This is a genomic window from Desulfovibrio legallii, from assembly GCF_004309735.1.
Taxonomy (GTDB): Bacteria; Desulfobacterota; Desulfovibrionia; order Desulfovibrionales; family Desulfovibrionaceae; genus Desulfovibrio; species Desulfovibrio legallii.
Window position 1 is genome coordinate 24832 of record NZ_SIXC01000017.1, and the last position, 20949, is coordinate 45780.

The following is a 20949-nucleotide window of genomic DNA, read 5'->3' on the forward strand; positions in this document are numbered from 1 at the left end:
GGATGTTGCGGCGCTCTGGTTCAGGCGGCCATGGTGTCGAACAGTTCCTTGGCGCTGGCGTTGCCGGGGTTGACGCCCAGCACGCTTTCCAGGTGCTGACGGGCTTCATCGCTGCGGCCCAGATAGATGAGGCAGCCGGCCAGAGTCACGCGCACGGCCTCGGCCTCCGCGCCGGTCTGCAGGGTGTCTTCCAGATAGGGCAGGACTTCTTCCACCCGGCCCAGCTGGTAGGCCTCGCGCACCAGGCAGTTGAGGGCCACGATATTTTCCGCCGATTTGTGCAGGGCGCGGGCAAAGTGGTCATAGGCCGCCTCGTGCTTGCCCTGTTCCATCAGTACCAGGCCGATGCCGCAGAGGGCCTTGTCGGTTTCTTCCACGGCGGCGGCCTTCTGGTAGAGGACCAGGGCCTTGTCCAGCTCGGAGCGCTGCACGGCCACCGTAGCCAGCCCCATATAGGGCGCGGCATTCTGCGCGCCGCTGCTGGCGGCTTTGCGGTAATATTCTTCGGCCTTGTCAAAATCGCCCATAAACAGGTAGCACTCGCCCAGTTCTTTGTTGATTTCGTAATCCAGTTGGTTGCTCATGGTAGTTTCCTCCCCAGCTCTGGCTGTTGTGTTCAGAACGCTCACTGCGCCAATGGCGTGCACGGAAGGATGCAGACTGCGTGCCAGAATAAAAAAATATAGTAAAAAAGAAGTATTGTATGCTGTGTGAAAGGGCGCAGCCCATGCGACGGCAGGAAAAGGACGGCCGAGCGCGCCAAAAACCTGGCGCGGACGGCAAGTTTTGCCCGCCGGTCTTTTCTCCTGTGTCGGGCGCGGCGCAGGGACGGACAAAACTGCCCGCCGTGGGTCGCACGCCGCTTGCGGCGAGTACAGTGGGACCCTGTCGCCCAGCGGCGTCAATGCCTGGCTGTACGTAGATCTTCGCCAGGCCCAAAGGTGCGGCAAGCGGGGAAGAGGCGCTGTTCGCGGTTCTGTCCCGAATCTGCAGACGCGGCGTGGGGTCAGGCCTGCGTCGTCAGGCCGAAGAAGCGGCGGGCGTTGTCGCCGCAGCGCCGCCAGAGCCGGGCGGGATCTTCGTCGCGCGCTGCGGCCAGGGCCTGGGCCGTGAAGACCGTAAAGGCAGGCTCGTTGCGTTGGCCGCGCCAGGGGTGGGGAGCAAGGTAGGGGGCGTCCGTTTCCAGCAGCAGGCGGTCGGCGGGAATGAAGGGCACGGCCTGGCGAAGATTCTCGTTGGCCTTGTAGGTGATGGGGCCGGGCACGGAAATGTGCCAGCCGTTGTGCGTCAGGCGGCGGGCCAGGTCCGGCCCTTTGCCGAAGCAGTGCCAGAGCAGGGGGTAGCCGGCAAAACCGCGCGCCTCCAGCAGGGTCAGGGCTTCGTCTTCGGCGTCGCGGCAGTGGATGACCACGGGCAGATTGCGGGCGCGGGCCAGGTCCAGCTGGTCGGCAAAGGCCTGCAGCTGGATTTCGCGCGGGCAGTCCGGCCAGTGAAAGTCCAGGCCGATTTCGCCCACGGCCCGTAAGCGCGGTTCGGCGGCAAAAGCCGCGTCCATGGCCGCAAGGCAGGCCGGAGTGCAGCGCTGGCCTTCGCAGGGGTGGACGCCCAGTACAAAAAAAACTTCCGGGTGGGCGTCAAACAGGCCGCGCCCCGCGGCAAAGGCTTCCGGCCCCTGAAAGATATTGCCTATCTGGCTCAGGCCCACGGCCCTGGCGCGGGTCAGCACGGCTTCGCGGTCCTGGTCAAATTCTTCGCCGTCCAGATGGGCGTGGCTGTCCACGCCACCCAGGGGCAGGGCCAGAGTCAGGGGATCCACTCGGGTTACGGATTTTTTGGACATGGCTACCTCGCAACCGATTTTTTTACCAACAGCATGGCTGCAAGGCAAGTTTGTCCCTGCAGCGCGGCAGACTGTTTTGTCGCTGCGTTCAGACGACGTTACCCTGCAATGTCTTGGCGGCGTGTCGCAGGGGCCCGCCACAAGGGCGCAGGCCTTTTGCAAGGGGAAACCAACGGCAAACTGCGCTACTGCGCCGGTTTGTCTTCCGGAGAGCAAGGCCGCGCGGGGCTCTGGGGCGGGGCTTTCTTGCAGGCGTGTTTGCGGGCGTACATGCGGGCGTCGGCGCGGGTGAGGGTGGCGTGGAGGTTGGCGTCCTGTTCTGGGTCAAAGGCGGCCACGCCCCAGGCGAAACTCAGTGGAAAGCCGGCGATGGCCGTCCCCTGCGCTTTGGCCTCCATTGCCGTAATGGTCTGGAGTATGCTTTCAGGCGATACGCCGTGCAGGACAGTCACAAATTCGTCGCCGCCGATGCGGTAGGTCTGCCCCGCATCCTGAAACTGGCGCACCAGCAATCCCGCCAGGGTGCGGATGGTGGCGTCGCCCGCCGCGTGGCCGCGCTGATCGTTGATGGTCTTGAGCAGATTGAGGTCGCAGCTCAGAAGCACAAGATTTTTTTCCGCACCCGTGTTGTGCAGGCGGCGCAGGTCCAGTTCAAAAGCATTGCGGTTGTAAACGCCGGTGAGCAGGTCCGTATAGGCCAGTCGGCGATAGAGGGGCACGGCCAGTCGACGCAGCAACCAGCCCGTGAGCAGCGCAATGCCCAGGGCAATGACGCCCGTGGTCACCAGACTGTAGGAAAAAGACCGCCGGATGTCGGTGGCGAAGCCGTCCAGGTCGTATTCTATGACCAGGGCCCCCACCACGCCCCTGTCATCAGCTATGGGCGCGCAGGCCGGGATGATTTTGCCCCAGGAGGTCTGCAGCACGGCCCCTTCGCAGACCGTCTGCCCGTCCAGACAGCGCCGCACCATGGGGAGCACCTCAGATTCCAGCAGGTCGCCGGGATAGCGAAAGTCTGCGGCGTCGAGGGGGAGCCCGTCTACTACATAGGTGACCTGGCCCGCGGCGTTGCGGCTGGCCGTGTACAGGTAACGCACGGCCGTAAGGTGACGGGTGTTGGCCAGCATTCTGTGCACGCTGCGGTAGAGGGGGCCGTGTGCGTCTTCACGGCTGCGGATGCAGGTAAGGCTGGCGGGCGGAATGCGTTGGCCCAGCAGGCTGAAGACGGCGTCGGAACGGTTGACCAGGGTGGCGGTCATAACGCGGCTGAGCGTCTGTTGGAAGATGGCGTAGGTACTCAGGCCCGTGCCCAGAATGGCCACCAGCACTACGAGCAGGATTTTGCGCTCCGTGCTGGAAAAAGGAGAAGGGGCGGTGTGCTGCATAGGCGGTCCAGACAGGTCGTCCGACGCCTTTTTTGTTAAAGGCGGACGGATTATGCTATGCCGCAACACGCAAAAGGGCAAGCCGGTAGCCTCCCGGCCGTCTGGCGTCCCGTTGCCCGGCGGCGCGGGTTCAGGCCCGATGGCAGCGCACGCGCCAGCCTGGGGCCAGGGTTTTCCATTGTGGGAGGCTTTCGCGGCACAGGGGCCGCGCCTCAGGACAGCGGGGGTGGAAGGGGCAGCCCGACGGCGGGGCCAGAGGACTCGGCAGTTCGCCTTCCAGCGGGCGGCCGTTGCGGCCCGGCATGGCCGCCGCCAGAGCGCGGCTGTAAGGGTGGGCCGCGTCTGTCAGCAGGGTGCGGGCGGGGGCCTCTTCCACCACCAGGCCCAGATACATGACGGCCACACGGGTGCACAGAAAATCCACTACGGCAAGGTCGTGCGAAATAAACAGGTAGGCTGGGCCGAAGCGCTCCCGCACGTCGCAGAGCAGATTGAGCACCTGGGCCTGCACTGAGGCGTCCAGCGCGGAAACGGGCTCATCGCAGACCACGGCCAAGGGCTCCGTGACCAGGGCGCGGGCCACGGCCACCCGCTGGCGCTGCCCGCCGGAAAACTGGTGCGGATACCGGCCGCCCGCGCCTTCCAGCCCGACCGTAGCCAGCATGGCTGCAGCCCTGGCGTGGCGTTCCGCCCTGGGCACGCCCTGGGCGGCCAGGGGCTCGGACACTGAAGCCAGTACGGTCAAACGGGGATTGAGGGAGGAAAACGGATCCTGAAAAACCATCTGGATGCGCCCGGCGGCCCAGCTGGCTGCGCCCGCCGGCGGCAAGGGACGGCCCTCAAGCAGCACGCGCCCTGTGGTGGGCGGCAACAGGCCGCAGGCCAGCCGCCCCAAGGTGGATTTGCCGCAGCCCGATTCGCCCACCAGCCCCAGGCTTTCCCCCGGAGCCAAATCCAGACTTACGTCATTGACGGCCAGCAGGCTGCCCCGCGCGGCCCACAAGCCCCGGCGTACGGCAAACCGGCGGGTCACCCCCTCCAGTCGCAGCAGGGGGGCGCTGACTGCCGCAGGGCTCACGGCAGTTTCTCCGCCACACCGGCTTCGTCAAAGGTGGCCATGTCGTTGAAGACGGCGGCGGCGCAACGCAGCAGGTTGTAGGCCACGGCTCCGCCTGTGCCTTCGCCCAGGCGCATGTCCAGCCGCAGTAGGGGCGCGGGCAGCAGATCCGCCAGGGCTGCCGTCATGCGGGCGTGCCCCGGCTCTGCCGAAGCGTGCGAAAGAAAAACCGCCGGCGCGGCCTCCGGCGCTATGCGCAGGGCTGCCACGCAGGCCGCCGTGCAGATGAAGCCGTCCACCAGCACGGGCAGGCGCTCCGCTGCCGCACCCAACAGCAGTCCGGCCATAAGCGTGAGTTCAAAGCCGCCCAGGGCCGCCAAGGCGTCTACAGCGTCGCCTTCGTCCAGCAGCCCGGCATTGGCCGTGAGGGCCTGGTGCAGCACGGTCGCCTTGTGGTGCACCATTGCGGGGTCGGCCCCCGCGCCTGGCCCGGCCATGGCTTCCGGCGACAGGTGCAGCAGGGCGCAGGTCAGGGCTGCGCCCGCCGTGGAATTGGCTATACCCATCTCGCCCAGACCCAGGCAGCGGTAGCCCCGGGCCGCCAGTTCGCGGGCCAGGGTCACGCCCCGGCGCAGGCCCTCCAGGCAGGTCTTCCGGCTCATGGCCGGCCCCCGGCTCATGTCCGCAGTGCCGTCGCCCAGGCGGCGGTCCAGCAGCAGGGGGTGGGGGGCAAAGGGCCCGCCGGCGCAGCCCGCGTCCACCACGTAAAGGTCCATGCCGGAGGCCGCGCACAGGGCATTGACCGCGGCCCCGCCACGCAGAAAATTGTGGACCATCTGCCGGGTCACGTCCTGCGGAAAAGGCGAAACTTTCTGGGCCGCCACGCCGTGGTCTCCGGCTACGGTGAGCATGACCGCCGGGGCAACGCGCAAGGGCCGTTCGCCCCGCAGAGCATAGAGGCGACGGGCCAGTTCCTCCAGTCGGCCCAGGCTGCCCTGGGGCTTGGTGAGGGAATCCAGCCGGGCCTGCGCTTCGCGGCTGCGGGCTTCCAGCAACAGGGGGGCGTCTGCGGGCAGAGGCAGGCCGGGGTCGATGGTTTGGAGCAGTGCGGTAGTCATGGAGTTTTGTGTAGCCTCTCGCCGGGCGGGGCGCAAGAGGCATGCGGCAGCGGCGGCATCGGGCGGGACGCATGGCCGCGTTGACTGCCGCAGACCGTCGACGTGGACCGCCGTTTTTCGGGACGGCGGCAGATTGCTCCGCCCGCAGCCCTTTACGCGGGCGCGCGGGGTGCTTATGTACAAAGCGGCACCAATCCATGCCGTCAAGGACAGAGCGACATGATCCGACCCCGTGTTTTTCCCGCTTTTTTTGTTATTTCCCACGCGCTGCGGTGGCGGGTTTTGCCGCTGCTGGCGGCGCTTTTCTGCTGTCTGGCATCCTTGCCGGCAGCGGCGGCCCCGGCCCCCGGCAGCCCGCGGCTCACGCCTGTGGTGCGGGTGGTGCAGGCCGTGGCCCCGGCCGTGGTCAACATCACCAGCACCCATGTGGTAGAAGGTCAGCGCCTTTCGCCTCTGGAACAGTTTTTCGGCTTCGGCATTTCCGGTCTGCCGGGTTTTGAAGATTTTGGCGGCGCGCCCCGGCGGCAGAAGCGGGTGAGCCTCGGCTCTGGGGTCATTGTGGACGGCGTCAAGGGGCTGGTGCTGACCAATGCCCATGTTATCGCCGGCGGAGACGAGATCATGGTCCACCTGCTGGACGGGCGGGAATTTCCCGCCAGGGTGCGGGGGGCGGACTCCGACTTCGACATCGCTGTATTGGAACTGACCGGTGCGCGCGACCTGCCCGCTGTGCGGCTGGGCGATTCCGACGATATTCTGCCCGGCGAAACTGTGGTGGCCATCGGCAATCCCTTTGGCTTTAACCATACAGTGACCACAGGCGTGGTTTCGGCCCTGGGGCGCACCATCCGCAGCAAAAACGGCGCCTTTACGGATCTGATCCAGACCGACGCGGCCATCAACCCCGGCAACAGCGGCGGCCCTCTGCTCAACCTGGAAGGGGTGCTCATCGGCATTAACACGGCGGTGGACGCCAGGGCCGAGGGCATTGGCTTCGCCATCCCCAGCAACAAGGCCCGGCGCGTCATGACGGACTTGCTGGGCCGGGGCCGGGTGGCCCCGCTCTGGCTGGGACTGGAGCTGCAGGATGTGGACAGCCGCGTGGCCATGGCCCTGGGCCTGCGCGAGGCCCGCGGCGTGCTGCTTACCCGCGTGTTCGCCGGTACGCCGGCGGCAGGGGCGGGTCTGGCGGCCGGCGACATCCTGGAAAGCATCAACGGCTCCCCCGTGCGCGACCGCCGCGACTATGCGGATATTCTGCGCAACCAGACGGCGGGTACGCCTTTGCGTCTGCAGTTGCGGCGCGAGGGCGCTGTCCTGCAACGTTCGCTGACGCCGGCGCCTTTCAGCGACGCTGCGGCCCGTGCCCTGATGGAACGGCGCTGGGGCTTCGAGGCCGCCCAGAACGGCCGGCAGGTGCAGGTGAGTCGGGTGCGGCGGGACGGGCCGGCCGCCTTTTTGCGCCAGGGCGACGTGATTGCCGCCGTGGGCGGCGCGGCCGTGCGCAGTCTGGATGACCTGCTGCAGGCTTTCCGGCGGGAGCGCATGGCCGGTCAGGTACTTTTGCAGGTGGCGCGCGGCGGCAAGGGCTATTACGCGCGCCTGACGCCCTAGCTGACGGAAAGCTCCCGGCCAGGGCTGTCGTCCCCGCCCGCAGCGGCAGGCCAACCGGCCCTGGCTGTTATCCGGAGCGGACCGGTGCCTGAAGGCTGTCCGCCTCAGCTTCAGCGGTGGAGCAGACCCCTGTGTGGCGTCGGTTTGTGAAAAAGTGTGATTTCCCCCTTGCGAAAATCATTTGAAATTTCAGAATGTTTTAGTCCTGCCACTGGCCGGGGGGATGGTCCCCCCGGCTGCAGGGCCTTGGTCCACGCCGGTTTTACGGCGGTTCGGGTGCGGCACTTGACAGGGTGGGGGGCTAAAGCTATCCAATGCACAAGCGGATTTTGGCCGCTGTACTACATGGGCAGAAATACTGCCAACTTGGGAGGATATCATGGGCTATAATGTGAATGTTGATGCGGAAAAGTGCGTGGGCTGTGGCGAGTGTGTGGACGTGTGCCCCGTGGAAGTTTACGAGATTAAGGACGGCAAGTCCGAACCCGTGAACGCCGAAGAGTGCCTGGGCTGTGAATCCTGTGTGGAAGTGTGCGAGGCCAGCGCCATCACTGTTGAGGAAAACTAGAGCATTGTACCCCTGAAGTGCTCTGGCGGCTGCGAAAGCGGACGCCCGCCGCAAAGGCGCAGCCTGGCTGCGTGATGGGCCTTGGGCGTGGATTTTTGGCGCACCTTTGAAAACGCCTGTTTTTGAAGACGCCCCGCTTTTGAGTCCCCTGACGGTGGAAGCGGCGGCCGCGCTTTGGGCGCGACCGTCTGCGGCACGGGGCGCAAACCCCGCCATCCATTTCGTTGAAGTGCCGCCCGGCGCGCGCGTCTGGCGGCATTTCCCTACTTTTGCTACAGGAACGCCATGATCCCCGACCTGAGCGCCATTTTTGCCCGCTACGAGGCCCTGCGCCACGAGGCCGACAGCCTCTTTGCGCGGGTGCGCGACCAGTACCCCCAATGCGTCGCCTGCAAGGAGGGCTGCAGCGATTGCTGTCACGCCCTGTTTGACCTTTCTCTGGTGGAGGCCATGTACATCAACCAGGCCTTTGCGGAGCACTTCCCCTACGGGCCGGAGCGTTCGGCCGTGCTGCAACGCGCCGCCGACCTGGACCGACAGGCCACGCGTCTCAAGCGCGACCTCTACCGGGCCGAAAAGGACGGTGAAGACCCCGGCGTCATTATGGAGCGCGCCGCCCAGATCAAACTGCGCTGCCCTTTGCTGGGGCAGGACGACCGTTGCCTGCTTTACGCGGCGCGGCCCATTACCTGCAGGGTTTACGGCGTGCCTACGGCCATCGCCGGTCAGGGGCATGTGTGCGGCTTTTCGGCCTTTGCCGCCGGTAAGGCCTATCCTACCATACATCTGGACAAAATCCAGAACCGGCTGGAAGACCTGAGCCTGGAACTGGCCCAGACCGTGCAGACCCGGTTTACCGAGCTGCACGAAGTCTATGTGCCCCTGTCCATGGCCCTGCTCACCCGCTACGACGAAGCCTACCTGGGCATCGGCCCGGCCCGGCCGGAACAGGAGTGAGCGCGCGGTCCGCGCCGGCGCGGGCCAGACCTCAAGGAGTCGGCATGTTCGGCAATATTCCCGCAACGGTTTTTCGTGACGGCACACCGCAACGGCTCACGCCCGAAGAGGAAGGGCTCAAGCGCGAAATCTACGAAAAAATGCAGCCGCGCCGGCGCAAGTTTGTGGACCGCATCGGCTATGACAACTGGGATCCGTTCCAGAAGCCTAACGACCCGCTGGACCTGCGCACGGACGCAACTCGGCGCACCACCCAGCAACTGGTCAACGAATTTTTGCACTACGCTTCCAGCAAGGGGACCGTGGGCAAGGACTACGCCAAAGGTGCTACGGAATGTGCCCTGGGCGTCATCAACAAAGACGAAAAATACCTGGGCATCTTTGAATTCTGCCTGTGGTACAACGAGCTTTTGAAAAAAGAGGGGCACCGGCTATGAAAGCGCGTTACGACGACCTGGACGAATATATTGCGGACCTCAAGGCGGAAATCGCCCAAAATGAGCAGTGCGCTACCCACTACTACAATCTGGGCCTGGCCCTGCTGACCAAGCGCGACTTTGTGGCCGCCGAGGAATCTTTCCTCAATGCCGTGCGCAATTCGCCGCATCTGGCCGAAGCCTATGTGCAGCTGGGCGGCATCTGCCTGGAACGCGGCGACCTGGACGGCTGCCTGCGCTACAATGAAGAGGCCGCCAACTGCCGCGCCAAATTCCCCGTGCCCTGGAGCAATATCGCCTTCGTCCACCTGCAGCGCGGCGAACCGGGCAAGGCCGTCACCGCCCTTAAAAAGGCCCTCAAGTGGGATCCCGACTTTGTTCAGGCCCAAAACGCCTTGGCTACTGCCTATTACATGCAGGGCGAATTCAAGGCCGCCGAAGAGCAGTGCCGCAAAATTATTGAAACCCACCCCGGCTTTGCCCCGGCCTGGAATAACCTGGCCCTGGCCCTCTTTGACCTGGGTGACGCCGTTGGCGCGGCCGAAGCCGCCCGCAAGGCCGTCGAGCTGGGCTTCGACGTGCCCCAGGGCTTCAAAGAAGAGCTGCGTACCGCCGGGCAGGAAGTGTAGGAAGATTTTTGCGGGGTGCGGGAACCTTTGTGAGCAAAAGTCCCCCGCACCCCGCACCCTTCAAAAAATTTTATTTTTTAGCATACCGCACAGGGCGTACCCTGAGCGGAAGAGCAAGGGCGCAACCGGGATACTCCGGTTGCGCCCTTTTTGCAGGAACGAGCGTGCCGTATTTTTGAGAAGATATATTCTCAAAAGGAGGGGCTGTGGCGTAGACTGAGAAAGTAAAAACTTTAGAGCAGTTAGCGAATGAAATGAGCTAACTGCTCTGCAAGGATTTTCTTGAAAATCCTTGCCACGAAATGCGAGAAGGCAGGCTTTTGCCTGCCGTAAGCGAGCATTTCAAGTGTTAAATGCTCTAGGGGCTGAGGGCGCGGGGGAGGCGCCCCTTTTTAAAAGAGCCCTCCCCCGCAAAAAAGCTCCTCCCCTTTTTTTATTCTTTCTCCATTTCGCGGCCGCGCTGGTCGGCGGCGAGAACGGCATCTACCAGAAGGCCGGCGAGGCCGGCCTGGTCCAGGGCGTTGACGCCGGCGATGGTCAGGCCTGCGGGGGAGCAGACGTCATCGCGGAGCTGCATGAGGTGTTTGGAGCTTTTTTCAGCCATGAGGGCGGAACCGGCAAAGAGGGCAACGACCATGCGGCGGGCTTCGGCGTGTTGGAGGCCCAGGGTGACGCCTGCCTGGACCAAGCCCTGCATCATGGCAAAGACGTAAGCCGGGCCCGCGCCCACCAAGGCGGAAAAGGCCGTGAACCGGGCTTCGGGCAGGGGGATACAGAGGCCCAGGCAACCGAAGACCTGGAGCAGGAGGTCGCGAGTGTCGGGGCTGAGGGCCGGGTCGTCAAAGCAGAAGGCAAAGACGCCCTTGCCCACCAGCGCCGGGGTGTTGGGCATGCAGCGCACCACGGGGCAGCGACCTTCCACGGCGGCGGTCAGCCTGCCCATGTTCACGCCCGCCGCCACGGAAACCAGCACCTTGTGCGGGTTGAGGGCCGGGCGCAGTTCTTCCAGCACGGCGGCCGTCTGATAGGGCTTGACGGCCAGTACAACGACGTCGGCTGCAGCGGCCACGGCGTGGGCGTCCGGCAGGGCGCGCACGCCCAGGGTTTCCAGGGGGCGCAGTTTTTCCCGGGTGCGGTTGTAGCCGCAGAGGTCGTAGCCTTCGTGTCGGGCCAGTCCCGCCAGAATGGCCCCGCCCATATTGCCGCAGCCCACACACCCCACGCTGATGTTCATGATTTTACTCCACTATTTCCAGTCCGTTAAAGAAGTACCCCAGTTCAAAGGCTGCGGTTTCGGGCGCGTCTGAGCCGTGTACGGCGTTGGCCTCCAGGCTTTGGCCGTACTTGCGGCGCAGGGTGCCGGGTTCGGCCTTGGCCGGGTCAGTAGCGCCCATGAGGCCGCGCCAGGCGGCAATGGCGTTTTCACCGCGCAGGGCCACACAGACCACGGGGCCCGAAGACATATAGTCGGTCAGGCTTTCAAAAAAAGGGCGTTCCCGGTGCACGGCATAGAAGCCCGCGGCCTGGAGTTTGGAAAGGCGCAGCCGTTTGAGGCCCACAATGCGCAGACCGGCGGATTCCATAGCGGCCAGAATTTCGCCGCAGAGGTTACGGGCCACGGCATCGGGTTTGATGATGGCAAAGGTGGTCTGTTGCATGCTCACTCCTTGTTGGTTGGGTGGATGAAGGGGGCCGCGTACTGTTGCCGCGCCCAGAACCAGACAAGCCGCCGCAGGGGCACCAGGGCTACGCCTCCGCTGTCTGACCAGGCGCGCAGGGCGGCCAGGGTAACGCCGTAGGGGTGGCCGATGGCCACGGCCCAGCCCCGGCGGCGCGCTGTGTGGGCTGCTGCGTCCAGGGCCTGCAGCACGGCCTGCGGGTCGCGGTGCGAGTCCAGGAAAATGTCGCGCTCGGCGCTGACCAGGCCTGTCTGCCGTGCGGCGGCAGCCAGCAGCGCGTGGGGGCGGGTAACGCTGTCCAGCACCAGATAGCCCCGGCCCGCCAGCAGGGCGCAGAGGCGGCGGCAGGCGTCCACGTCGCCGGTGAAGGCCGAGCCCATATGGTTGTTCAGGCCGATAGCCGTGGGCAGGGCCTGGAGGTCTTCTTCCAGGGTCAGGGCCAGGTGGCGGGCGTCCATGTGGGTCAGCAGTGCGCCGGGGCCGGGGTTCGGCCGTCGGCCGTCCGGTCTGGGCAGGGCCTCCATGGGCAGGTGGATGAGGCTGTCCAGGCGGCGTTCTTCGGCCAGGCGCGCGGTTTCTGCGGCCAAAGGCGCGTGGGGCCAGATGGCCAGGGTCACGGGAAAGGGCAGGGCCGTCAAGGCTTCGGCCGCTTCCAGGCGCTGGCCCATGTCGTCCATGACGACGGCCAGGGCCGGCAAGGTGGGGGGGTGGGCCAGGTCCATAAGGATATTTTCACGCCCCGGAAAGTGAAAACTGTGGCTTAGGCGGCCGTTGACGCGGATTTCCAGTACGCCGGCGGCGGTCCAGAGCACATCGGTCTGGAAAGTGGCGGGATGGCTTTGTGCGGGGGTCGGACGGGCGGCGAAAGCCCCTTCCGGCCCGTGGTGCAAGGCGGCCAGCAGGGCCAGGGCCAGGCGGAGGGGCGCGCAGGGCCCGGTGACGGTATAGCGGCGGGGGGCCGCGTTCGCAGGCAGGGCAGGGGTGTCAACCGCGCCCAGTGGGGGCGTCAGGCTGCGCTGCCAGCGCGCCCTCGGCAGGGCCTGGGGCAGGATTTGCTCCACCAGGGCGTCCAGATGCTGCAATATTGCCACGCTGGCTGGTTCTTCCGGTGCAGGGAGCCCGGTCGGCAGATGGGGGAGCTCGGCCTTGGGCGCCGGGAACTGCTGCGGGGTGAGCAGCCAGACCAAAAGGAAGCAGCCTGCCAACCAGGCCAGACCACCGAGAAAAAGGCGGGTGGAAGCGGGCAGCCCTGGGGGCGACATCCCGGCGGGGTTGCGCGGGTGGGGGCGCTCAGGCGCGTTGCGACGCCCTGCCCCTTGGTGGGGCAGGGCGTCGCCGGAAGTGGTGGGGGAAGCCTGCGGCCGCATGGCCCGCCGGTCCTAGTTGCGGAGTTCGCGCATTTTGGGCAACCCTTTGACCAGTTGCAGGCCCATGCGCAGCTGGTTATCGCGGGCCAGTTGTTCCTGCACGTCGCCCTTGCTGTCTTTGGCCTTGGCGGGCTTTTTGGCTTTGCCGTTTTCCAGGTGCCGGTTAAGATCCTGTTCGCGCAGGAGGAAGCGGCCGTCCTTGTCTTCGGCGCGGGGCGGCTCAAAGGGGATTTCCAGGTCCGGCACAATGCCTTCGGCCTGGATGGAACTGCCGTTGGGCGTGTAGTAGAGGGCCACGGTCAGCTTGAGGCCGGAGCCGTCGGTCAGCGGAATGATGTTTTGCACCGAGCCCTTGCCGAAGGAGCGCTCACCGGCAATGAGCGCACGTTTCTGATCGCGCAGGGCGCCGGCCACAATTTCCGAGGCCGAGGCGGAGCCCGCGTTGATCAGTACCACCAGGGGCACGCGCACATCATCGTTCTGTTTTTTGGCCGTATAGACGCGTTCGGTATTTTCGCGGCGGCCTTTGATGGAAACGATGGTGCCGCCTTCGAGGAAGGTGTCGCTGACGCTGACGGCCTGGTCCAGCAGACCGCCGGGGTTGTTGCGCAGGTCCAGCACTATGCCTTTAAGGCCACCCTGGGCCTTGCTTTCTTTTTCCGCCGCTTTGAGCGCGTCGTGGAGCTCTTCTGTGGTGCGTTCGGAGAAGCGGGTAAGGCGCACCCAGTAGTAACCCTCGTCCAGTTTCTTGGATTTGACGCTGATGAGGGGGATGGCGTCGCGCACGATATGGACGGTCTGCGGGGCCTTGGCATCGCTGTGCAGGACGGTGAGCTCCACTTCCGAGCCTTTGGGCCCGCGAATGCGGGAGACCACTTCCTGCAAGGAAAGCTCCTGGGTGGCCTGACCGTTGATGGACAGGATCACATCGCCGGACTGCAGCCCGGCGCGAAAGGCGGGGGTATCCTCAATGGGCGTGACCACGGTGACCTGGCCGTTTTCCATGGAAATTTCAATGCCCACGCCGAAAAATTCGCCGGAGGTGGTCTCCTGCATTTCTTTATATTCTTCTGCAGTGAGGAAGGTGGAGTGGGGGTCGAGCCCCTGCAGCATGCCCTTGACGGCGCCGTTAATGAGGTCCGTTTGCGTGACGTCGCGCACATAGTAGCGCTCCACCAGGTCAAGTACCTGGCTGAAGCGTTTGAGGGCCTCGTATTTGTTGGGGGCCTCCTTGGGCGGATCTTTTTTTTCGGCGCCCAAGGCGGGGCCGTGCAGAACGGTCAGTCCAAGGCACAACACAAGGCAAAAACGGGAAAAAACGCGCATGACCATGCTCACCCCACACGATGGGAATTTGACGCCGCGCCCCGCTTGCGCCGTTGCGGGCGTACATCGGCGGATACTGACCCTTTTCAGCCTAAATTGCAACGGCGCGGGCGCATCATCCGGCGGCGCTTAAGGGGCTCATGGCCCGCAGCAGGTTGCTGAACAGGGCGTCCAGCCCGCTCACAAACACGGCCACATGCTCGGAAAGCACCACCAGCAAAAGTCCGGTAAAGAAAAATCCCACCCCAATCTTGATGGGGAAGCCGAATTCCATGATGTGGATTTGCGGCGAGGTGCGTGAAACCAGCCCCAAAGACACTTCCACCAGGAACAGAGCGACCATGACCGGAGCGGCGATCTGCAGGGCCAGCACGAACATCTGCCCCGCCAGGTGGAGAATCTGATGCAGCACCACGGAACCGAGCAGCAGCCCCCCAGGGGGCACCAGACTGAACGAGGCCGCAAAGCCCCGCAGCATGTAAAGATGGCCGTTGAGGGCCAGGAAGGTCAGGGCCGTGACCATCCAGAGAAAAAAGGCCGTGATGCCCGTCTGGTTGCCGGTGAGGGGGTCGGCGAAGTTGATCATGGTGAAGCCCATCTGAAAGCCCAGCAATTCGCCGCCGGCCTGGATGCCCATGAACAGAAAATTGACGGCCATGCCCAGGACCAGGCCCAACACCAGCTCGCCCAGAAGCATGAGGGCCACATCGAAAGGGTGCTGCGGCATGGGCGCCTGCACCGCCAGGTTGGGCCATATTCCCAAAGAAAGAACAATGGTTATGGCTGCCTTGACCTGTATGGGGATGTTGTTGGTGGAAAAGATGGGCAGCATGAAGACCACAATGCTCACGCGCATGATGGTAAGCAGCAGGCTAAACATGTCTGCCGGGTTGTAGCTGAAGACGTCCATGCCTGGAGGTTTGCAAAAAAGCTGCCAAAACTGGAGGAAGGGCAAAGGGCGTAAAAAAAAGCCGCCCTCCTGAAGGAGGGCGGCCGTACTGCCGGAGCAGACCTAGCCTAGTGGGCGATGACGCGGAAGTCGTCGCGGCGGTTCTTGGACCACGCGGCTTCGTTGTTGCCCTGGACGGCCGGATTTTCCTTGCCGTAGCTGATCATCTCAAGCTGGCTGGGGTTCACGCCCAGCATGACCATGTACTCATAGGCGGCGCGGGCGCGGCGTTCGCCGAGGGCGAGGTTGTACTCCTGGGTGCCGCGTTCGTCGCAGTTGCCTTCGATGCGCACGCGGATGGAGGCGTACTTCTTGAGCAGATCGGCCTTGGTCTTGAGCATGTCTTTGTATTCGGCCTTGATGTCGAATTTATCAAAGGCAAAGTAGACGCGGGCGTCGGTGATCTGCTGGATGGCGGCGCGCATTTCAGGGGTCATGCCGTCATCGTAGCCGGGTTCGCTGGTGGTTTTTTTTGCGCAGCCGAAACCGGCGGCAAGGGCCATGACCAGAGCGAGAATAAGAGCGTAGCGTTTCATTGTGTCCTCCTGAACAGCTCATTCTCCAAAAAAAATATGATACCTTTCCTTTCTTCACACACGAGGCCGTTTTGCCCTCGCATATAAGATGGTATCTGCAGTGAGAGTTTTGTCAAGAAGCGTGAGGCCCCTTTCGGGGCACTTTGTAAAATATTTTTTACCCGGCCGTCAAAATCTGCGCGGGGCAAGGCTTTGCGGCCGGGGATCTGACAAGGCTATTTCGCGGCGCCGGGCATGCCCCAGCGCGGGAAGGAGGCGGGCCCGCCGCCCGTGGGCACGCGCTTGGCATCGCCGCCGTGCCTGGTGGTGAGGTAAATGCCGCGCCCGCCGCCCCTGGTGGAGGCAAAAGCGATGAAGTAGCTGTCCGCACAGAAGGAGGGCTGCTCGTCGCTGCCGGGGCCGAAGGTGATCTGCCGCTCCATGCCCGTGAGCATGTCCTGCACAAAAATGCGGTGGCCGAAGTCTGTCATGCGGCTGTAGACCACTAGGGTGCCGTCGGGGGAGAGGTTGGCTTCAGTATTGTAGGTGCCGTTCATGCTGACGCGGGTGGTGCTGCCGCTGCTCAGATCCTTGAGGAAAATCTGCGGCCCGCCCAGCCGGGAGGAGGTAAAGGCCATCTTGGTGCCGGTTTTATCAAAGGTGGGGGACACATTGATGGAATTGCCCTGTTCCAGCACCCTTTCTTTCTGGAAGACGTGGTTAAGCTGGAAGATGACCGGGTACTTGCCGTTGGAAAGGGCCACGGCTACCTTATTGTCGGGCATAAAGGCCGGACCGATGACCACGTTGCCGGGAAAGCGGATGCGCTGCACCTTGCCGGTGGAGCGGTCCCATACGCCCAGAGCGTGGGATTTCTGGTCAATGTGGGTAAAGACAATGAAGCGCCCGTCGGGCGACCAGGCCGGGGACATGGATTCGCCGGCCAGGTTGGTGATCTGCCGCAGGTCGCGGCCCGTGGGTTTGACCAGCCAGACGTTGGCGCTGAGTTTGCCCGTCTTTTTCACAAAGGTCAGCGTGGAGCGGAAAAAAGAGCCGTTGCCCGTAAGGGCTTCCAGCAGGTCGGCGCAGAAACGGTCCGCCACTTCGGGCAGATCGCGGGAAGAAACCTTGGGGTATTCCTTGCCGAACAGGCGGCCGCCCGTGTTGGTTTCAAACGCGCGGATCTGCACCGGGCGGGTGCCACTGTCGCCCTCGGGCCAGAAGGTGGTCACCACAATGTCGGAACCAGCCAGCTGAAAGCGTTTGAAATCCAGGCTGGGCGGTTCGTAGCCCGCCAGCAGCACGCCGCCCAGCACAGCCCTGGGGTCCGTGAGGCGCATAAAGGGCAGAAAACTGAGGTTCTGTTCCACAATTTTCTGCAGTTCCGTGCCCATGCCGCTGGCCTGGGTCTGCGGGCCTTTGATGGGCGCGGCCAGGGCCAGATTGACGATGTTCTGGCCAGGGCCGTAAATGTCCACGCGCATGGCGGCCTGCGCACCGCCCTCCAGCGCCAGCCAGAGCCCCAGAGTGAGGAGAAGCAGCACTTTTTTCATGGTTATCCCATCCTTCCTTACCGTAATGGTCTTGAAATCTGTGTAGAAAATTTTGACCACGGCGTGCGGTCTGCAGGCCTGCGCCGTTGTGGGGCCGCCGACGTCAGCCAGTCAGGGCCGGAGCAGCACAAGGGTGAATTCCAGCCTGCCGCCCTGGCCCTGCGGTGGCGGCGGTACGCTGCCCGCACGGCGTATGCCGAGGCGTATATATCTGTCAAGGAGCTTGTCGCCTGTATCTCGCAACACTGTAAAATCCTTGATTTCTCCGCTTTGCGAATCCACTTCCAGGCGCAGCGGCACGCGGTATTCGCCGGGTGCGGTTTCCGCCGGGATGACAATATGTTCGCGCAGCCGTCGGGAAACAGCGCGCGTATAGCGCTGCAAGGCCGCTTTGTCCGGCGCGCTGCCCGCCGTTTTGTCCGCCTGCACGGCAGGGACGGCGTGCTGCCGGGGCTCTGCTGCCGGGGTAACAGGCCTTCCGGCGGCCGCCGGAAAGGGGGCCGCCGGGAGCACTGACGGGGCAGGCTGTTGCGCAGCGGCGGCGGGCGTTTGCGCCACTGCGGCCCCGGCCGTCTGGCGGGCCAGCTCTTCGGCTTTTTCGCGGGCGCGGTCTTCGGCCGCAGCCGCGCGGGCGTCGCTTATGGCGGCCTCGGCCTTGGTGCGGGCGCGTACTTCGGCGCGCAGGGCTTCTTCACTGCTGGGGGCCGTAAGTCGCGGCTTGCCTTTGGGCGTGCCGGTCCAGAAGGCCAGTTGCACTTCCAGGGGTTGGGCGTAGGGCGGGACGCCGTAGCCGCCGCCCTGGCGCACGGCCCCGCAGGCGGAAATATCCAGGGCTTCCATGCCGGAAGAACGCAACGGCACGCAGTCCGTCACCGCGCCCTTTGCGTCCACCCGCACGCGCAAACGGACTATGAAGTCCCCTTTAAGCGCGGGCGGCGGGGCCCAAACGGCCACGATTTTTTCCAGCATTTTTGCGCCGTAGCCGTCACCCTGGTCCAGAGCCGCGCCGGCAGCGGCCTGCGCCTGCGGCAGAAGCGGGCCGGGCGCGCACAGGGGCGACAGCACGCCCGCCCACAGGCAGGCGAACGCCGCAACTACGGCGCAACGCTGGTGTGTAAAAATGGGGGAAGGCATGGTGTCCGTCCTCCTCTGGACTTCCTGGCGGGCCGTGGGCGCGCCGGCCGGAGGCTAGCGCCCCATGAGCTCGTCCAGGGTGAACACCAGGTCCAGGTCGGTGTATTCCGCCGAAGGGGGCGGCGGGAACTGTCCGCTCTGGCTGGTGCGGATAATGGCGTTCACGGCCGAAGCGTCAAACTGCGCGTTGCCCGAACCGCGCGTTACGGCGGTCTGCTGCACGCGGCCCTGCAGGTCCACCTTGACGTTGACCACGCAGACCAGGTTGACGCGTCCGGCCGAGGCAAAGCCCCAGTTGGGGCGCACGGCCAGCATAACCTGGCCCATGTAGACGTCGCCCAAACCGCCGCCGCCGGGGCCGGAGCCTTCGCCCCCGCCGCCGCCGCGGTTGCCGCCGGCCCGCCGCTGGGCCTGAGCCAGGGCCTGCTCCACGGCAGTGCCCCGGTCGCCGGAATCGGCGCGCGAGGTGGCTTTGCGGGCGTGCTGCAGGGCTGCGGCCACGGGATCCTCAGCCGTACTTTTGCCGTTTTTGTCCGCTTTTTTGCTGGGCTGCGGTTTGGTCGGCTCCGGCTTTTTTGTATCCTTGGGCGCTTCTTTTTTGGGCTCTTCGTTGGGTTTGTCCTTTTTTTTCTGGGCTATGGGCTTGGCGTCCTCTTTGGGCGCGGGTTTTGGTTCCGGCTTGGGCTCGTGTTTGGGTTCCGGTTTGGGCGCCGGCTTTTTAACGGGTGCAGCCTCTTGCCTGGGCGTGGGCGGCAGGGGCGTGGGCTCCTTGATCTCCGCCCGTTCGGGCGCAGCCACTTCGGCCTTGGGCGCGGGCGGCGTGGGGGCCAGGGGCCCGTCGCCGGGCTGGCCCATATGCCCCAGGATGGGGGAGGGCGTCCGGTTGCCGCCGGGCGCGCCTTCCACCAGGCTGATCATCACCGGCGGCGTGTCCAGCCGTACCGGCGGCCGACTGGGCCAGAACCAGACAAGCAGAAATATCGCCAGATGCAGGCAGAAGGAGAGGACGTAAGAGGCCATGCGCATGGGAGTTACCTGGAGCGGCGGCCGCCCTGATTGCGGTTGCCGCCGGCGGAGGCTGCTTCGTCGGGCTTTTCGGCGATGACGCCCAGTTTTTCAATGCCCACAGCCTTGATGTGCCCCATAACCTCTACCACCGTGCCGTAGGGCACGGCCTTGTCCGCCTGGAGGAAGAGGGTTTTGTTCTTTTCCTTGACCAGACGCTGCAGGTAGCCTTCCAGATCCTCCATGCTGTCCACGGCGTATTCGTCCAGATAGATTTTGCCGTCATTGCGCACGGTAAGCACCATGTGGTCCGCGTCGGTGGGCAGAACCTCCACCTGCTTGGTCTGGGGCAGATCCACGTCCAGCCCCTGGCTCATCATGGGGGTGGCCACCATAAAGATGATGAGCAGCACCAGCATCACGTCCACAAAGGGAGTGACGTTGATGTCCGAAACAAATTTGTTGCCGCCGCCCACGTTCGCGCCCATCTTACATCTCCGTGGCGCCCATGCGCTGTACGTGGCGATGGGCGTTGAGTTCGCGCTGCACGCGGTTAAGGAACACGCCGGCAAAGTTGACCAGCAGAGTATCCACCTGCGAGAGCTTGCCCATGAAGATGTTAAAGCCAATGGTGGCCGGTACGGCCACGGCCAGGCCGATGGCTGTGGCCACCAGGGCCTCGGAAATGCCGGGGGCCACGGTGGCCAGAGAGGCGGATTTGAGCATGCCGATGGAGTGGAAAGAGCTCATAATGCCCCAGACCGTGCCGAACAGACCGATGAAGGGCGCGGTATTGGCCGTGGTGGCCAGCAGCGAAAGGGAACGCTGCAGCCGCGCCAGTTCGGAGCCCACGCCCTGGCGCAGGGCGCGGCGCACGTTGTCCACCACCACATCGCTGCTGTTGCCCAGCTCTTTGGAGCGGTTGAATTCCTGCACGCCCTGATGGGCTATATAGTAGAGGGGGGAAGTGGGATCCGCGCCCAAGGACTGCACGGCGTCACGCAGGTTGGGGGCTTTCTCAAACTGCCCGGTGCCCGCCAGGGCCTTTTTGTTGGCGGCGGTGAGGGCGATGTACTTCTGGATCATCAGCCCCCAGCTCATGATGGACATGCAGAGCAACAGCAGCAGCACGCCCTTGGCGACAAGACTGGCTTGCGCGATCATTGAAAAAAAACTGAATTCCATGCGGCCTCCCTGATGACGACCCTCGGCGTTGGCGGACACAGCCCGGCTGTGGACCGGGCGCGGCCAAACGCAGCAGACACCGCGTTTTTTTGGAGCCTTGTCCGCTCTGGGGCGGACAGGCTTGGTACGGCGCTGCGCGCGGGACTGCCCGCCCGCCGGGTTCTGCGCGCAGAATGCACCGGTGGCCGTAAATTTTCAAGATTTATTTTAGAGTACCGGCGGGGTCATGCAGCACGCTTTACAACTAAGAGAGGGTAGAAAAAAAGATCTGGCAGGGAAAGCCGCTTCAGGCGGTCTTTTGCGACAAAAGTAAAACTTTTTGGGCGCAGGGTGTTGACAAAGGGGGGCCTCCCGGCTACATTCCGGTTTCGCGACGAGGGACGGTTTTTGAAACAAAGGCAAAAAGAAATTTTGCCGGAAGCGAAAAAAAACGGTTGACTCCGGAAGCGAAGGGGAGCATAAACACTCCTCGCGCCGACCGAAAAGGTCCGGCGGGGCCGGAAGGCCCGGTGGTTCATTGACAAGTGAATAGYGAGTGGGAAGGAAATCTTTGAGATTCCGATTTTCGCCCGCAAGGGTGAGAATCTTGTACAGAATTTGAACTGGAGAGTTTGATTCTGGCTCAGATTGA

At 64.2% G+C, this 20949-nt stretch carries 21 protein-coding genes; 5 read left to right on the forward strand and 16 right to left on the reverse strand.

Features of this window, described 5'->3' with window-relative positions; genetic code table 11:
* Positions 1–20: 20 nt before the first annotated feature.
* The 5 genes from EB812_RS11070 to cobT all read right to left on the reverse strand — a co-directional run bounded on the left by EB812_RS11070 (position 21) and on the right by cobT (position 5400).
* On the reverse strand, positions 21–584 hold the full coding sequence (locus EB812_RS11070; protein ID WP_118230547.1) for a tetratricopeptide repeat protein: 564 nt from the start codon (positions 582–584) through the stop codon (positions 21–23).
* 422 nt (positions 585–1006) lie between these two features.
* Complete coding sequence (locus EB812_RS11075) at positions 1007–1840, reverse strand: TatD family hydrolase (RefSeq protein ID WP_118230548.1); 834 nt, start codon at positions 1838–1840, stop codon at positions 1007–1009.
* Between the two features lie 185 nt (positions 1841–2025).
* Positions 2026–3225, reverse strand: a complete 1200-nt coding sequence (locus EB812_RS11080; protein ID WP_118230549.1) for a sensor domain-containing diguanylate cyclase — start codon at positions 3223–3225, stop codon at positions 2026–2028.
* Positions 3226–3355: 130 nt separating this feature from the next.
* A complete protein-coding gene (locus EB812_RS11085) occupies positions 3356–4303 on the reverse strand; it encodes an ABC transporter ATP-binding protein (RefSeq protein ID WP_118230550.1) in 948 nt (315 codons plus the stop codon).
* On the reverse strand, positions 4300–5400 hold the full coding sequence (gene cobT, locus EB812_RS11090) for a nicotinate-nucleotide--dimethylbenzimidazole phosphoribosyltransferase (protein ID WP_118230551.1): 1101 nt from the start codon (positions 5398–5400) through the stop codon (positions 4300–4302). The genes EB812_RS11085 and cobT overlap by 4 nt, the downstream gene beginning before the upstream one ends.
* Before the next feature lie 219 nt (positions 5401–5619).
* Here cobT and EB812_RS11095 point away from each other — a divergent pair, with 219 nt between their 5' ends.
* The 5 genes from EB812_RS11095 to EB812_RS11115 all read left to right on the forward strand — a co-directional run bounded on the left by EB812_RS11095 (position 5620) and on the right by EB812_RS11115 (position 9605).
* Entirely contained in the window at positions 5620–7014 is a 1395-nt protein-coding gene (locus tag EB812_RS11095; RefSeq protein WP_118230552.1) for a trypsin-like peptidase domain-containing protein, read from the forward strand.
* Between the two features lie 379 nt (positions 7015–7393).
* On the forward strand, positions 7394–7582 hold the full coding sequence (locus EB812_RS11100; RefSeq protein ID WP_092152487.1) for a ferredoxin: 189 nt from the start codon (positions 7394–7396) through the stop codon (positions 7580–7582).
* Between the two features lie 285 nt (positions 7583–7867).
* Positions 7868–8539 (forward strand): YkgJ family cysteine cluster protein, encoded by a 672-nt coding sequence (locus EB812_RS11105; protein ID WP_118230553.1) that lies wholly within the window; start codon positions 7868–7870, stop codon positions 8537–8539.
* A 44-nt stretch (positions 8540–8583) separates the two neighbouring features.
* Positions 8584–8976 carry a hypothetical protein gene (locus tag EB812_RS11110; protein WP_118230554.1) on the forward strand — a complete coding sequence of 131 codons (393 nt, stop codon included), beginning with the start codon at positions 8584–8586 and terminating at the stop codon, positions 8974–8976.
* Positions 8973–9605: a tetratricopeptide repeat protein gene (locus EB812_RS11115; RefSeq protein ID WP_118230555.1), complete on the forward strand. Its 633-nt coding sequence runs from the start codon at positions 8973–8975 to the stop codon at positions 9603–9605. The genes EB812_RS11110 and EB812_RS11115 overlap by 4 nt, the downstream gene beginning before the upstream one ends.
* 433 nt (positions 9606–10038) lie before the next feature.
* Here the strand turns inward: EB812_RS11115 and proC are convergent, their stop codons facing one another.
* From proC to tolQ, 11 genes are all read right to left on the reverse strand, one after another.
* A complete protein-coding gene (proC, locus tag EB812_RS11120) occupies positions 10039–10839 on the reverse strand; it encodes a pyrroline-5-carboxylate reductase (RefSeq protein ID WP_118230556.1) in 801 nt (266 codons plus the stop codon).
* Between the two features lie 4 nt (positions 10840–10843).
* A complete protein-coding gene (gene ndk / locus EB812_RS11125) occupies positions 10844–11263 on the reverse strand; it encodes a nucleoside-diphosphate kinase (protein ID WP_118230557.1) in 420 nt (139 codons plus the stop codon).
* A gap of 2 nt (positions 11264–11265) precedes the next feature.
* Positions 11266–12651, reverse strand: coding sequence for a divergent polysaccharide deacetylase family protein (locus EB812_RS11130; RefSeq protein ID WP_242621283.1), 1386 nt, complete (start codon positions 12649–12651; stop codon positions 11266–11268).
* A gap of 12 nt (positions 12652–12663) precedes the next feature.
* On the reverse strand, positions 12664–13977 hold the full coding sequence (locus EB812_RS11135; protein ID WP_130958303.1) for a S41 family peptidase: 1314 nt from the start codon (positions 13975–13977) through the stop codon (positions 12664–12666).
* 115 nt (positions 13978–14092) lie between these two features.
* The gene (locus tag EB812_RS11140; protein ID WP_118230567.1) at positions 14093–14887 is read right to left on the reverse strand and encodes a flagellar biosynthetic protein FliR; all 795 of its coding nucleotides are present in this window, start codon (positions 14885–14887) and stop codon (positions 14093–14095) included.
* 107 nt (positions 14888–14994) lie between these two features.
* Positions 14995–15462, reverse strand: a complete 468-nt coding sequence (gene pal, locus EB812_RS11145; protein WP_118230558.1) for a peptidoglycan-associated lipoprotein Pal — start codon at positions 15460–15462, stop codon at positions 14995–14997.
* A 215-nt stretch (positions 15463–15677) separates the two neighbouring features.
* Entirely contained in the window at positions 15678–16994 is a 1317-nt protein-coding gene (locus EB812_RS11150) for a PD40 domain-containing protein (RefSeq protein ID WP_118230559.1), read from the reverse strand.
* 111 nt (positions 16995–17105) lie between these two features.
* Positions 17106–18128, reverse strand: coding sequence for a TonB C-terminal domain-containing protein (locus EB812_RS11155; RefSeq protein WP_118230560.1), 1023 nt, complete (start codon positions 18126–18128; stop codon positions 17106–17108).
* Between the two features lie 54 nt (positions 18129–18182).
* Positions 18183–19154, reverse strand: coding sequence for a cell envelope integrity protein TolA (tolA, locus tag EB812_RS11160; protein ID WP_130958304.1), 972 nt, complete (start codon positions 19152–19154; stop codon positions 18183–18185).
* A gap of 5 nt (positions 19155–19159) precedes the next feature.
* Positions 19160–19621, reverse strand: a complete 462-nt coding sequence (locus EB812_RS11165) for an ExbD/TolR family protein (RefSeq protein ID WP_118230562.1) — start codon at positions 19619–19621, stop codon at positions 19160–19162.
* 1 nt (position 19622) lies between these two features.
* Positions 19623–20318 carry a protein TolQ gene (gene tolQ, locus EB812_RS11170; RefSeq protein ID WP_118230563.1) on the reverse strand — a complete coding sequence of 232 codons (696 nt, stop codon included), beginning with the start codon at positions 20316–20318 and terminating at the stop codon, positions 19623–19625.
* Between the last annotated feature and the right edge of the window lie 631 nt (positions 20319–20949).